Source organism: Streptomyces sp. NPDC079141 (genome assembly GCF_040686775.1).
Lineage (GTDB): Bacteria > Actinomycetota > Actinomycetes > Streptomycetales > Streptomycetaceae > Streptomyces.
In genome coordinates, this window is sequence record NZ_JBFBLP010000009.1 from 43,211 (window position 1) to 57,277 (window position 14,067).

Here is a 14,067-nt window from a genome sequence, read left to right on the forward strand (position 1 = left end):
TTGGTCACCATGCGTGTACTCCGATCGCCAAGGGATGAATTCCGGCCACGCCACGCGCCCCGTACGGCCGTACGGGGCGCGTGAACTCCGGGGCGCGTCTCGTCAGTTGCCGTGCAGCGCGGTGCGCAGGGTGGCGACGGCGAGGTTGATCGCGGCTTCGGCGGCGTGGGTCTCGCGCAGGGCGTTGAGCATGACGAAGTCGTGGATGATGCCCTGGAAGCGGACGGCGGTGACCGCAACGCCCGCTGCGCGCAGCTTGGCCGCGTAGGCCTCGCCCTCGTCGCGCAGCACGTCGGCCTCGCCGGTGATGACCAGCGCCGGAGGCAGGCCCGCGAGCTGCTCGGTGGTGGCGCGCAGCGGGGAGGCGGTGATCTGGGCGCGTTCGGCCTCGTCGGTCGTGTACTGGTCCCAGAACCACTGCATGCCGTCGCGGCGCAGGAAGTAGCCGGTGGCGAACTGCCGGTAGGAACCGGTGTCGAAGCTCGCGTCGGTGACCGGGTAGAACAGCACCTGCTGCACCAGGGGGATGCCACCACGCTGCTTGGCCATCAAGGTCAGCGCGGCCGACATGTTCCCGCCGACCGAGTCACCGGCGACCGCGATGCGCGCGGCGTCCAGCCCCTTCGTCGCGCCCTGCTCCACGACCCACTGCGCCACGGTGAAGTTCTGCTCGATGGCCACCGGGTAGCGCACCTCGGGGGAGAGGTCGTACTCGGGGAAGACGACGGCGGTACCCGCGCCGACGGCGAGTTCGCGCACCAGGCGGTCATGGGTGTGGGCGTTGCCGAACACCCAGCCCGCGCCGTGAATGTAGACGATCACCGGCAGGGGGCCCTCGGCACCCGCGGGCTTGACGATACGGGCGCGGACACTGCCCGTCGGACCGCCCGAGACGGTGATCCACTCCTCGTCGACCGCGGGCTTTGCGATGTCGCCCGACTGCACCTCGTCGACCGCCTTGCGGCCCTCCGCGGGCGGCAGCTCGAACAGGTACGGCGGGTTCGCGGTCGCCTCGGCGAAAGCGGCGGCCGCCGGTTCCAGGACCGGCTGGACCGGCTCGACGGCGTCGGTCATGAGTTTCTCCTGAGCTCGGGGGTGCGCCGGGGTCTTGGGGCGGCGCGGTTCTCCACGTTAGGAACCTCGGGACGCGAGAGGCCGACCGCCAGTGCACCGGCTCTTACCCCACAGTGCATGGAAAGCGCGGCAAGCGCACGGTCGGCGCTGATCCACTCCGTTGCTGTCCGGATCCTGGCGTCGGCGTGATCCGGGAGCGCTCTCTGGTCTACTGGGCCGTGCGGGGGCGCGGCACGGGCGCGCAGGTGGGGAAGAGAGCGGAATGACCGAGGCCAGGCTGGTGGGACGCGACGTTCAGAGCGCGGCCGTCGACGCGGCGCTGGCGGGCATCGCGGCCAGTGGTACCTCCGTGGTTCTGCGGGGCGACCCCGGCATGGGCAAGAGCGCATTGCTGGCGGCGGCCGAGTCGGCGGCGCGCCGTGCGGGGCTGTACGTCCTGCGGATGACCGGCGCGAAGGCCGAGTCCCGACTGCCGTACGCGGCACTGCACCAGGTGCTCTGGCCGCTCCTCGACGACATACCGGCCCTCCCGGGCGTACAACGGCACGCCCTGGAGGTCGCGTTGGGCGTCCGCGACGGCACACCGCCCGAGTCGGCCCTGGTCGCCGACGCCGCCCTGGCGCTGCTCGCCCGCGCCTCGCGACGGCAGCCCGTCGTCGTGCTCCAGGACGACCTGCACTGGGCCGACCCGGCCAGCCTCGCCGTCTTTGTGCACCTGTGCCGGCACCTGGCCCCGCTGCCCGTCGTCGTCATCGCCACGACCCGGCACACTGGAGCCGTGGCGGGCCTTCCCGGCCCCGTGATCGACCTCCCGCCTCTGGAGGAGCCGCAGGCCGAGCGGCTGCTGCGCACCCTTCACCCCTGGCTGCCCGAAGGGGCGCGCCGGCGGGTGCTGCGGGTGGCCGGTGGCAATCCGCTCGCCCTGCACGAGCTGCCCGAGCAGATACGCAGAGCGGCCACGCACCCGCCGACCCCGGGGGCGACCGCCATCGCCGACCTCTTCGACGAACTGGCCCTGGGCGAACGCCTCGGACGCCTGTACGAGGACAGGCTGCGCGCCCTGCCGGACCCGGCCCGGAGCCTGTTGCTGGCGGCGGCCCTCGGCGGCCCGTCGGCCCAACGCGTCCGCGTGCTGCGGGACATGGCGGAACGGGACGCGCGGATGTCGTGGACCGCCGCCCGGAAGAGCATCGAGGACTCGGCGCTGGCCCAGGTCGATCCCGCCCAGGATCTGGTGGAGTTCCGGCATCCACTGGTGCGCGCCGGTCTGCTGCACATCGCCTCCCCGGCCGAACACCGGGCCGCGCACCGGCTGCTCGCGGACGTCCTGCCCGCGAGCAGCCCCGCGCGGATCCTGCATCTGGCGAGCGCTGCCGTCGGCACCGACAGCGCACTGGCCGAACTGCTGCACACCGAGGCCGACCGGACGGCCGCCCGGGGCAAGGACGCCGAGGCGGCCCGGATGATGGCGCGCGCGGCCGGCCTCAGCCCGGACAGCACGACCCGGACCGCGCGCCTGGTCACCGCGGCGGCGCTCGCCGCACGCGGCGCACGGCTGAACCTGGCCGCCGAACTCCTCGCCCGGGCCGAGACCGAGGCCCGCCCGGGACGGCCCGAACCCGCCGCCCCGTACGCCTACGCCGTCGCCTGCACCACCCTCCAGCTGGACGGCGACCCGATGCCCTCGATCGAGCTGATCCCCCGGGCCCTGGCCGGGGGACCGCACGAGCGACTGCGCGAGCCGATGCTCTTCCTGCTCCTCCTCGCCGCCGTCCACACCGGCGACGAGCGGGCGTGGGCGGCCGTGGCCCAGCATGCGGCGGACGTTTCCGAGGCGGCCGACATCGCCGTACGGGCGTGGTCCGGGCCGCCCCGGACGGTGCACGAGGTGCCGACGCGGCTGCGCGAGGCGGTCGCCGACCTGCCCAAGGGCCAGGAGACCGCCGCCGTATGGCTCCTGCTGTGGGCCGCCGTCGCCGTGGACGCCGTGGGCGAGCACGACGCACTGCGCTCCCTCGCTCGCGGCGGCCCGCACGTCCCCCAGGCCTTCGTCGAAGCCCTTTGCGCCCACGACGACTTCCTGCACGGGCGCTGGGACGAGTCCCTCGCCGTGTCCCGCCGGGGCGCGGACACCTCCGCCGCCTACCACCACACGCTCAACGAGATCCTCTTCCTGCACAACGCCGGGCAGGTCCTCGCCGCCCGCGGGGACCGCCCCGGACTCGCCGCGCTGGAACCCGTCCTCGGCACGGCGGCCCGGGAATGCCACCTGCGCCTGGTCGCCGAGCGGCTGCACGCCCTGAAGGCGCTGTGCGCGCTCGCCCACGGCCGGGCCGACGAGGCCTGGCACCACGCGCGGGCCCTCGCCCCGCCCGGCGCGGTCCCCTCGCGCACGCCCTGGTTCCATCTGTCGCTCGTCGACTGGGTGCAGGCCGCGGTCGACAGCGGGCGGCACGCGGAGGCCCGGCGCCACCTGACAGCCGTAGCTGCGGCCGGACTCGCCCGCGTCTCCGCCCACCACACCTTCCTCGTGGCCGTCGCCGAGGCGCTCGCCGCCACCGACGACGAGGCCGACCGTCGCTACGAGGCCGTCTACGCCCTTCCTGGCGCGCACACCTGGCCCTTCCCACTGGCCCGGGCCCACCTCGCGCACGGCCGATGGCTCCGCCGCCACGGCCGCGCCGAACAGGCGGCCGACCGGCTCCGGGCCGCCCGCACGGCCTTCGCCCGCCTGGACGCCGGGCCGTGGGCCGAACAGGCCGCCGCGGAACTCCGCTCGGCCACAGCCGGACAGCACCCGTTGCTGTCCGCCCAGGAGACACGGATCGCCGAACTCGCCGCCCAGGGCCTGACCAACCGTCAGATCGGCGAGCGGCTCGGGCTGTCACCCCGTACCGTCGGCGCGCACCTGTACCGGATCTTCCCGAAGCTGGGCATCACGACCCGTGCCGGAGTGGCTCGGGCACTGGAGGAGACCCGTCACCTGCCAGCGCCCGCGCCAGACCCGCACGCGAGGTGATCTCCAGCTTGGGGAAGATCCGGTACAGGTGGGCCGCGACCGTGCGCGGGGACAGGCCCAGCACGGCGCCGACCTCCTTGTTCGTCAGGCCCGTCGCGACCAGGCGGGCGATGCGCAGCTCCTGCGCCGTGAGGGGCCCCTGGTCCAGGGCGCACAGCTCGGCCCGGCACTGCTCCGCCCAGGGAGCGGCCCCCAATTCCAGGAAGGCGCGGTGGGCGGCCCGCAGCACGTCGTCCGCCTCGGCGTACCGCCCTTGCCGGCGCAGCCAGGAACCGTGCGCCAGCCGCAGCCGCGCCAGATCGAACACCCACTGGCCCGATCCCGGCACGGCATAGGCCGCCGCGTAGGCCGCGTCCGCCTCGTCCGTGGCCGTCACCGCGGTCGCCGCGGCCAGCAGAAAGGCGTGATGCGCGGAGATCTCGTCCATGCGCGCCGCCCGCCCGGCCGCCACATGGGCGCACGCCTCCGCCCGGCGGCCGACGCCGAGGCTCGCGACGACGAAGTCGAAGAACGGCAGATGGAACCAGGACAGACCGCGCGGCAGCTCGCCCGGAGCCATCAGCCGGCGCAGCCGCGCGTAGGCCTGCCCGTGCCGCCCGTGCGCCAGGTCCACGAGCGCCTCAAGCCGGTCCAGATGGTCCGTCACGAACCGCATCCGGGCCCGCGCCGCCGTCGGCCCGATCCGCGCCCGCACCCCGCGAAACCCCCGCTCGTCGCCGCGGCCCGCCAGGAAGTGCGCGTGATAGTGCCGAAAGAGCAGGGCGTTGCAGTGATAGCCCAGCTCGTCCGCCGTCTCCGCCTCGCGCACGCAGTCCTCGGCGGCACTCCAGTCGCCCCGCAGGAACGCCTGGTGGCAGCGCGCCTTCGCGACCGAGCCCTGCGTGGCGTAGGCGTGGTCCTGACCGAACAGGCGGCGCAGCTCCGCGTCGGCCGCGTCCACCGCCGACGCCGCCCACAGCACCAGCCAGGCCTTGCCGGCCTCCTGCCCCGCCGTCGTACGCGCCACCAGCGCACGCAGCTCCGCCTCCGCCCCGTGTGCCGTGCGCGGCGGGTCCGCCCAGGCACGCATGCACAGCCGGGCGACGGGGGCCAGCCGCTCCCGATGCCGCTCCAGCACCTCCCAGCCGCGGGCGTCGCCCGTGTACGTGCAGGCCAGCAGCAACTTGAAGGCCATCTGCTCGACCAGGTCACCGAAGACCGGGGCGCCGGGCGCGGTCAGGGCCTCCAGGGCCCGGGGCAGCAGCGCGAACGACGACGCGAAGTCGACGTGGTGGCTCTGGTCCACGTACACCACCGTGTACGAGAACAACGGGGCGATGTCCTCCGGAACCGGCGCGCGCCGCAACTCCCGCACCAGCTCGGCCGCGTACGCCAGGCGCCCGCCCCGTGCCGACATCACGGCCGCCCAGGTCAGCCGGCGCGCCCGGTTGCCGGCGTCGGCGCTGAGCGCGGCCGCTCGGTCCAGCAGCAGCGCGCCCTCCGCGTCACCGCCGCGCAGGGCGATGCGGGTGCCGGCCTCCTGCAACCGGGCGGCCAGCGCCTCGTCCGGGCCCTGCGCCGCGGCGGCCTCGTGCATCAGCCGGCGCGGGTCGTCCGTGGGCAGCCGCTCCGCCAGCGTCCGGTGGGCGTCCCGCCGCTCCGCCTCGGACGCGGAGGCGATCACGGCGCTGCGCACCAGGGGATGCCGGAAGACCAGCCGTCCCGTGTCGTCCAGGTGGGCCAGCCCACCGGCCTCGATACGGTCGAGGACCGATTCCGTGCGCTCCCGCACGACACCGCTCCCGGCGCTGTCCAGCGCGGTCAGCAGCAGCATCCGCGTGGCCTTGGCCGGCAGTGAGCGCAGCCGCCGCGCGTACAGCGCCTCCAGCCGCTGCCCGAGCGGCAGCCGCTCCGGCAGCGGCAGGGCACCCGTGCGCTGTTCGTGCGCCAACTGGTCCGGCAACTCGGCCAGCGCCAGGGGGTTGCCCGCGGCCTCGTCCATCACCCGGTGAGCCGTGGCGGCGGCCAGCGTCGGATGCCAGTGCCGCAGCAGAGCCCGGGAGTCCTCGCCCGACAGCGCCTCCACCTGCACCGGGTGCGCGGGCCAGCCCTCCAGCGCCGGGCCCTCCGGCCGGCTCGCGCACACCATGACCGCACGCAGGGACGCCAGCCGCTGGTGGAGGAAGACGAGGACGGCGGTGCTGGAGGAGTCCACCCAGTGCAGGTCGTCCACGAGGATCAGAAGCGGGCGACGGCGTGCCTCCTGCGAGACGAGGGCCAGCACGGACGCACCGACCATGAAGCCGCTCGGAGGCAACCCCTCCCGCAGGCCAAGTGCCCTTTCGAGAGCGGCCTGCTGCTGTCCCGGCAGCGCCCCCGAGCTGTCCTGCAGCGGCCGGAGCACCTGCCGCAGCGCGCCGAAGGCGACACCGGTCTCCGACTCGGCACCCGCCGCCCGCAGCACGGTGAACCCGCGGCGCTCGGCCTGCGCGGCCGTCCAGTCCAGCAGCGCGGTCTTCCCGATACCGGCGTCGCCCCGCAGCACGGTCGCCGAACCGCCCGCCGCGGACCGGGCGTCGTCCAGGCGCCGTTCCAGCAGCAGGCGCTCGCGTCGCCGGCCCACCAACGCCGTGCCGGCCGGTGCGTTCCCCATGGCTGCTCCTTCGCCGTGTGCTCAAGGAACACGGTGCCACCGCCGCGTTGCCCCAGCGTGCACGGCTCTTGCCCCTGCCCGCAGCGATGCCGGACACCCCTCTCACCTGCGGGTTCCGGCGCCGCAGGCTGATCGGGAACCACCCGCACCAAACGCTCGACCAGGGAGCCGCATGACCTCGCCGCCCACACCCGCCGACCGCCGTACCTTCGGATTCCTGCGGGTGAGCACCTTCGGGGGAGCTGCCCAGGACGTCGTCCACGACCCCGACGGCGACGCCGTGCTCCTCGGACTGCACACCGTCGGCCGGGCCACCCTCGTCCGCCGGGGGACCGGCGCGGCCTGCCCTCCGAACGCCGTCTTCCTCCACGACGCGGCCGAGCCCTTCGTCCTGCGCGAGACCGAGGAGTTCACCCTGCACCTGGTGCGGATCCCGCGGCGCGCCCTGACCCTCACCGATCAGCAGGTGGCGGCTCTCTGCGGCCGTGCGCCGTGCGCCGACGGGCCGGTCGCGCCGCTGCTCGCCTCCGTGCTGCGGGAGATCGCCGCGGCACCGCCCGCAACCTCGCCGTACACGGCCCGTCATCTGGCCGGCGGCGTCGCCGACCTGGTCGCCCTGCTGGCCGCCGGGGACGCCGACCCCGGGCCGCGGGCCGGACAGGACCGCGAGGCCTTGGTCCGGCGGGTGCGCGCGCACGTCGACGCCCACCTGTGGGACCGCGGGCTGACCCCGGCCGGCATTGCCGAGGCGCTGCACATCTCGATCCGCTATCTGCACCGGCTCTTCGAGGGCCAGGGCAGCACGGTCGGCCGCTGGATTCAGCACCGCCGGCTGGAGGAGGCCCGGCGTGAACTCGCCCGCCCGGGCCGCGGCGACATCACGGTGTCGGCGGTCGCCCGGCGCTGGGGCTTCGCCAGCGCCACCCACTTCAGCCGCAGCTTCCGCGCGGCGTACGGCATGTCGCCCAGCGACTGGCGCGACAGCAGGGAGCCTGCCCGGACCACGGCCGCGGCCGGTCAGTCCGCGGCGGGCGCCACGCTCCCCGAGCGGCGCCACTGCAGCGGCGAACACCCGTGAACCGCTTTGAAGGAGCGGCTGAAGTGCGCCGCGCTGCGAAAGCCCCAGCGGGACGCCACCACGGCGATGGACGGGGTCACCCGTCCGCGCCTGGACAGCTCCCTGGCGCACTGCTCGACCCGCAGGCGCAGGATGAGCCGGCCCACGGTGACGTCCTCGCCCTCGAACAGGCGGTGCAGATAGCGCACCGAGATCAGATGCGCCCGGGCGATGCCTTCCGCGCACAGCTCCGGGTCGCCCAGGTGCTGTTCGACGTACTGGCGGATCGCGGCGACCAGATGATGCCCTCCTTGCGTCGACGGCCCGCCCGCGTCCTCGGCGAGATCGTCGACCAGCGCGGCCGCCAGGTCGGTGACCAGCCCCCCGAGCCGCTCGCCGACCGCGGCGGGCAGCCGGAGCGCCGACTCGTCCAGGTACCGGAGCACGGCCGCCAGGAGGGCGGCCACGGTGCCCGACGGCGTGAGCACGCGGGCGGTGGCGGACTGCAGGGAGGCCGCCGGAACGTGCAACGCGTGGGCGGGCAGCCGGAAGTAGAGCACCCGGGCCTGGCTGTCGTGCTCGACCGAGAAGGGCCGCCGCAGGTCGACGAGGACCGGCTGCCCGCTCCCCGCCCGGGCCGTCCGGCCGTCCTGAGCCAGCTGCACGGTCCCCTCGCGCGGCAGCAGCAGCGCCACCGAGGCTCCGCCGTCCGGCCCCGCGTCACGTGCCAGCCGCAGCGGCCCGGCCGCACAGGTGATCATGCGCACGTACCCGAAGTGATGCAGGGTCACGAACTCGCCGTCGCGGCCCGCCCGGTCCGTGCGCTCCACCATCGGTGCCAGCCACGTCGACAGGGCGGCGATTACCTCGGTGGACGCCTCGGCGCCCAGTGGAACGGCCGCGCGGGTTCGAGTGCTCACGACGGCTCCCTTCTGCTGTCCGGAGTCGGTGCACGGTCCGAGTCTCCGGCGGCCTTCCGAGGAGGCATTAGGTCAAATGACTGCACTTCGCCGCGGGTACCGGCGCACCGGCCCCGGCGGTCGCCGAAGTGTGCACTCAGCGGCACGTATCCGTGCCGTGCCGCCGTCCGCCCGCCGTGCCCGGGCCCCTAGGGTGGGAGCCGCCTGCCGCACCGAGCGTCTGCCTGCCCGGCCGCGGTGCGGAGCCGCTCCGACCGGCGGCCCCGTGATGGTCCCCCCATGCGCAGGAGTTCCCGGTGGAAGAAGACGTACCAGCCCTTCGGCGAACGCCTGTGCTGGAGCGGCGGACGCGGGACTTCGTCGCGGCACACAACTGGCTCGTCTCGCCGGACGCCGGCGCCACCGTGTCCAAGGCCCGCATGGCGGCCCTGTGGGACGGCGGCGGCCGTAACGAGCCCGACGTGGAGGAGGAGTGGCTGGCCCTGCCCGGAGCTGACGGCCGGCGCATTCGGGTACGGATCCTGCGCCCGGCCGGCAGCGCCGAGGCCCTGCCGGTGGTGCTCTATCTGCACGGGCTCGGCTGGATGCTGACCGATGCCTACGCGCACCGTCAGCTGGTGGCCGACCTCGTCCTCGGCACGGACGCGGCCGTCGTCGTCCCCGAGTACGACGGGCCGGCCGACGCCCGCCACCCGGGCGCCGTCGAGCGGGCGTACACCGTTGCTCGCTGGATCGCCCGCCACGGCGCGCACTGGCGGCTGGACGGCAGCCGGATGGCGGTGGTCGGCGTCAGCGCGGGCGCCCAGCAGGCCGCAGGGCTCACCCTGGTGGCGGGGGAGCGCGGCGGTCCGGGCTTCCGCCATCAGGTGCTGGTCTGCCCGGTGACCGACGCGGGGATGGACACCCCGTCCTACCGCCGGTTCGCGCACGGGTACTTCCTCAGCCGCGGCGCCATGCGGGGCTACTGGCAGCAGTACGCGCCGGATCTCAAGACGCGTGACCAGGCCACCGTCTCCCCGCTGCGCGCCACGGTCCGGCGGCTACGGGGCCTGCCGCCCGCGCTCGTCCTCACCGCGGAGGCCGACGTCCTGCGCGACGAGGGCGAGGCGTACGCGGCGCGGCTGAGGGAGGCGGACGTTCCGGTGGTGTCGGTCCGCTACCACGGCACCATCCACGGCTTCGTCCTGTTCGACCTGCTGCGCGGCACGGACGCCTCCAGGGCGGCCCGCATCCAGATGACCGACACCCTGCACGCGGCCCTGCACGCTTCCTAATGCTGTTGTCAAGCGGTTGCGATCACTGGAGGCGTGACTTCGTAGCGCCGTCGGTCACGGATCGGGGCCCAGATGACGTTGACGCGTCGACGGGCGAGGGCGAGAACGGCCTGGACGTGCTTCTTCCCCTCGGCGCGTTTGCGGTCGTAGAACTTCCGCGAGTTCGGGTCGCATCGGACGCTGACCAGCGCGGAGGTGTAGAAGACCCGCTGCAACCTGCGGTGGTAGGTGACCGGCCGGTGGAGGTTGCCGCTGACCTTGCCCGAGTCGCGCGGTGCGGGGGCGACGCCGGCGAAGGCCGCCAGGGCGTCCGGGGAGTCGAACTCGTCCAGGCTGCCGCCGACGGCGGCGAGGAATTCGGCTCCGAGCGTCGCGCCGATGCCCGGGACGCTCAGGACGATGTCGGCGAGTTCGTGCTCGCGAAACCGGCCCTCGATGAGCTTGTCCATCTCGGTGATCTGCTCGTTGAGGGCCATCACCTCCCCGGCCAGGGTGTGGACCAGCCGGGCGGTGGTCTTCTCGCCGGGGACGGCGGTGTGCTGCCGCTCGGCGGCCTCGACCGCAGCCTCGGCCAGGGCTCTGGCGTTGCGGACCTTGCGGTTGGCCAGCCACTTCGTCAGCCGCGCGACGCCGGCGCGGCGGATCGCGGCCGGGGTCTGGTAACCCGTCAGCAGTCGGAGTGGGCCGGTGTTGGTGACGTCCAGGGCCCGTTCCAGGGCCGGGAACATGCTCATCAGAGTGGAACGCAGGCGGTTGACCGAACGGGTGCGGTCCTCGACTAGGTCGGACCGGCGTCCGGTCAGCAGCTTCAGCTCGATGGCCGCTTCGTCGCCGGGGTGGATGGGCCGCAGGTCGCGGCGCATCCGGACCTGGTCTGCGATCACGTAGGCGTCGCGGGCGTCGGTCTTGCCCTCGCCGCGGTAGCCGTCCGAGGCCCGGTTGACCAGGCGGCCGGGAATGTAGAGGACCTCCTGGCCGTGATTGACCAGCAGGGCCAGCAGCAGCGCAGGCTCGCCGCCGGTCATGTCGATGGCCCAGGTGACCTCACGGCCGTCGGCCAGGTCCAGGACATCGCCGATCAGCTTCAGCAGCTCGGGCTCATCGTTGGCGACCCGCCGCGACAGCAGTGTCTTGCCGTCTGCGTCCAGCGCGAGCCCGTGATGGTGACCCTTGCCGCTGTCGATCCCCGCCCATATCCGGCTCATCATGCTCCTGGCGTGCTCGTTCGTTCCGTTCGTACCACGGACGACCTCGCCGGCATTGCTCTACTCAGCGACATGTTCGCATTTCCTAATCGGCGGCCGAGTCGTCGTGGGGTGCCGGGCGGCGAAGCGTGCTCAGCCACGAGACGGCAGCCGCCTGATAGCCACACCCAGCACCCCTGGGTGACCCAACCCTACGAATGGCTCGATCAACCCGATCAAGAAGGTAGAGCCGCCTGACGTCACCGGTGCTCGCGGTGCCGCCGCCACTCGCTCGGCGTCACCCCGTACGCGCTCTGGAAGCGGCGGCTGAAGTGGCTCGGGCTGCTGAACCCGCACCGGGCCGCGACGGCCGCGACGGTGAGGCGGTCGTAGCGCGGGGAGGCCAGCATCTTCCGTGCCTTCGCCAGGCGTTCGGTGATGAGCCACTGTTCCAGGCTGATGCCCGCCTCGCTCAGCAGAAGGTAGAGCCTGCGGACCGAGACGGCGTGCTCAGCCGCGATCCGCTCGGGGGTCAGGTCGCGGTCCGCGAGATGCCGTCGGGCGTGCGCCAGGACCCGGGTCAGCAGGGTGTCGTCCATGACCGACCGGACCGTGTCGGACTCTACGGCGTGCGCCGCGGACAGCAGCAGCGCCCGTACGAGTTCGGTGGTCGCGTTCGCCAGGGCCTGCGCGCCGGGATCGTCCGCCATGCGCTCCGGATCGCGGAACATGCCCCGCAGATGGCCCAGCACCAGGTCGTGCATCGGGCTGGCGCGCAGTTGCAGGGAGGCCTTCACCACCGTGTCCACGGGAACGCCGAGACGGCCGATGTCGAACAGGACGGACTGCGAGGCCCCGTCCCCGGACCAGCCGTAGGTGCGGGGCGACAACTCGTGGAAGACACAGATGTCCTCGGCGCCCAGGAGCGTGCGCCGGTCCGCGACCTCGGCCCGGTGCACGCCCTCCGTCTGGAGCGAGACGGAGACCACCGGACGGCTGCGGTGGTGGTGCACATGACGCTCGGTGCGCCGCACCTCAAGACCCGAGTTGCGGATGGCGAAGAGATCAAGATCACTCACCTGCCAGCGCTCCACGCGCGCGTGGACACCCGTCTCCGGCTCCTCCACGGTGACGTCGTTGGGCACCGACTTGTCCGTGAGCGCATGGCGAAACGCCTCCGGCCGCTCACGTGGCGGCACGCTTTCCAGATCGAGCAACAGCACAAAGACCCCCCAACGGATCTGCCCTCAGGGGGACATTCTGCACTGTTGACGTCAGAACGTGCGCTTGAGCAGATCCAGCAGCGCCACCCAGTGCCGCTCGTCCGCCTCCCGGTCGTACGCGGCGGTGTCGGCCTGGGTGAAGCCGTGGGGTGCTCCCGCATAGACCTCGCAGCGGTGGCGTACGCCCGCCGCGGTCAGGGCGTCGTCGAGGCGGTCGATCTGTTCCCGGGGGAGTGCCGGGTCCTGGTCGGCGTGGCCGAAGTACACCTCGGCGGTGATCCGGTCGGCGACCAGGTGTGCACTGTCCGGGTCCTCGGTCGCCAGGCGCGCGCCGTGGAAGCCGGCCGCGGCCGCCACCCGCTCCGGATGGGTACCGGCGGTCAGCAGGGTCAGCCGGGCGCCCATGCAGTAGCCGGTCACCGCGACAGGGCCGTCGGCAACGAGCGGGCTCCGGGCCAGCCACCGCAGCCAGGCACCGGCGTCCCGCATCGCCAGGTCCGGCGTCAGCGACCGCATGATCGGGCCGAGGGTCTCGAAGATCTCCGGACGTGCCTCCGGGTCGATGAACTCCGGCAGCTCGGCCACCGGCGAACGGCCGTGCCGGTAGAAGACGTTGGGCACCAGCACCGTGTACCCGGCGTCGGCCCCGGCCAGCCGGTCGGCCATGGCCCGCAGCCGGGGCCGCAGCCCGAAGGCGTCCATGAAGAGCAGGACCCCGGGCCGGGGGTTCCCGTCGGCAGGGTGGGCCAGGTACGCGTCGGCGGTGCCGTCCTCGGTGGCGATGTCGACGTCGGTTCCCTGTATGGCGGTCATGACAGCTGTTTGCCTCTCTGTGCGGGGAGCGCGATGAACGAAAAGGTCAGGGGTGCGGCAAAAGCCGCTGCCTCACTCGAACCGTGAGGTGTCGCCCGCCCCGTGCCGTACGATTTCGGCCTCGCCGCCGGAGAAGTCGATGACCGTGGTCGGCTCGGTGCCGCAGTCCCCGGAGTCGACCACCGCGTCCAGCACATGGTCCAGCCGGTCCTTGATCTCCCAGCCCTGGGTCATGGGTTCGTCCTCGTCGGGCAGCAGCAGCGTGCTGGACAGCAGCGGTTCGCCCAGCTCGGCGAGGAGCGCCTGGGTCACGACGTGGTCGGGGATGCGCACGCCGACCGTCTTCTTCTTCGGGTGCTGGAGCATGCGCGGCACCTCCCTGGTCGCGGGCAGGATGAAGGTGTAACTGCCGGGCGTACACGCCTTGATCGCGCGGAAGACGTCGTTGTCGACCCGCACGAACTGGCCGAGCTGCGCGAAGTCCTGGCAGACGAGGGTGAAATGGTGCCGGTCGTCCAGCTTGCGGATGGTCCGGATCCGGTCGATGCCGTCACGGCTGCCCAGCCGGCAGCCCAGGGCGTAACAGGAGTCCGTCGGATACGCGATGAGCGCGTCGGCGCGGATGCTGTCGGCGATCTGGGAGACGGTACGCGGCTGGGGGTTGTCGGGGTGCACGTCGAAGTACTTCGCCATCCGCCGAGCGTATGCCCTGCGCGAGCGTCCGACGCGCAGGCCGGGCCCGTACCGGCCTTCCCCCGGAGGTGTCCGCACCTGCTGATCCGCCACGTCTGACCTCCACCACCCTGGGCACCCGTCCCCGATGTGAACCGCCGACGGCCGGACGGGATGGTGTGGGGTAACGTCCCAGGCC

The 14,067-nt window shown here is 73.4% G+C and carries 10 protein-coding genes; 3 read left to right on the forward strand and 7 right to left on the reverse strand.

Translation table 11 applies throughout. The features are described 5' to 3' along the window. Positions 1–102: 102 nt before the first annotated feature. A complete protein-coding gene (locus AB0Q90_RS24200; RefSeq protein ID WP_363161437.1) occupies positions 103–1,074 on the reverse strand; it encodes an alpha/beta hydrolase in 972 nt (323 codons plus the stop codon). A gap of 262 nt (positions 1,075–1,336) precedes the next feature. Between AB0Q90_RS24200 and AB0Q90_RS24205 the strand changes: the two genes are divergently transcribed. Further along, entirely contained in the window at positions 1,337–4,093 is a 2,757-nt protein-coding gene (locus AB0Q90_RS24205) for an AAA family ATPase (RefSeq protein WP_363161438.1), read from the forward strand. On the opposite strand, the gene AB0Q90_RS24210 is transcribed toward AB0Q90_RS24205, so the two are convergent. Next, positions 4,011–6,725, reverse strand: coding sequence for an AAA family ATPase (locus AB0Q90_RS24210; protein ID WP_363161439.1), 2,715 nt, complete (start codon positions 6,723–6,725; stop codon positions 4,011–4,013). The two genes, AB0Q90_RS24205 and AB0Q90_RS24210, sit on opposite strands and share 83 nt — an antisense overlap. 172 nt (positions 6,726–6,897) lie before the next feature. On the opposite strand from AB0Q90_RS24210, the gene AB0Q90_RS24215 reads away from it, so the two are divergent. Further along, positions 6,898–7,803 carry a helix-turn-helix domain-containing protein gene (locus AB0Q90_RS24215; RefSeq protein WP_363161440.1) on the forward strand — a complete coding sequence of 302 codons (906 nt, stop codon included), beginning with the start codon at positions 6,898–6,900 and terminating at the stop codon, positions 7,801–7,803. Here AB0Q90_RS24215 and AB0Q90_RS24220 read toward each other — a convergent pair. Then, the gene (locus AB0Q90_RS24220; RefSeq protein WP_363161441.1) at positions 7,743–8,702 is read right to left on the reverse strand and encodes a helix-turn-helix domain-containing protein; all 960 of its coding nucleotides are present in this window, start codon (positions 8,700–8,702) and stop codon (positions 7,743–7,745) included. The two genes, AB0Q90_RS24215 and AB0Q90_RS24220, sit on opposite strands and share 61 nt — an antisense overlap. A 296-nt stretch (positions 8,703–8,998) precedes the next feature. Here AB0Q90_RS24220 and AB0Q90_RS24225 point away from each other — a divergent pair, with 296 nt between their 5' ends. Then, on the forward strand, positions 8,999–9,976 hold the full coding sequence (locus tag AB0Q90_RS24225) for an alpha/beta hydrolase (RefSeq protein WP_363161442.1): 978 nt from the start codon (positions 8,999–9,001) through the stop codon (positions 9,974–9,976). 8 nt (positions 9,977–9,984) lie between these two features. Here the strand turns inward: AB0Q90_RS24225 and AB0Q90_RS24230 are convergent, their stop codons facing one another. The 4 genes from AB0Q90_RS24230 to AB0Q90_RS24245 all read right to left on the reverse strand — a co-directional run bounded on the left by AB0Q90_RS24230 (position 9,985) and on the right by AB0Q90_RS24245 (position 13,889). Next, positions 9,985–11,184, reverse strand: coding sequence for an IS110 family transposase (locus AB0Q90_RS24230; RefSeq protein WP_363161443.1), 1,200 nt, complete (start codon positions 11,182–11,184; stop codon positions 9,985–9,987). A gap of 236 nt (positions 11,185–11,420) precedes the next feature. After that, positions 11,421–12,383, reverse strand: coding sequence for an AraC family transcriptional regulator (locus AB0Q90_RS24235; RefSeq protein ID WP_363161445.1), 963 nt, complete (start codon positions 12,381–12,383; stop codon positions 11,421–11,423). Between the two features lie 51 nt (positions 12,384–12,434). Continuing rightward, positions 12,435–13,196, reverse strand: coding sequence for a dienelactone hydrolase family protein (locus tag AB0Q90_RS24240; protein WP_363161446.1), 762 nt, complete (start codon positions 13,194–13,196; stop codon positions 12,435–12,437). A 72-nt stretch (positions 13,197–13,268) separates the two neighbouring features. Further along, positions 13,269–13,889, reverse strand: coding sequence for an L-threonylcarbamoyladenylate synthase (locus AB0Q90_RS24245; RefSeq protein ID WP_363161447.1), 621 nt, complete (start codon positions 13,887–13,889; stop codon positions 13,269–13,271). Between the last annotated feature and the right edge of the window lie 178 nt (positions 13,890–14,067).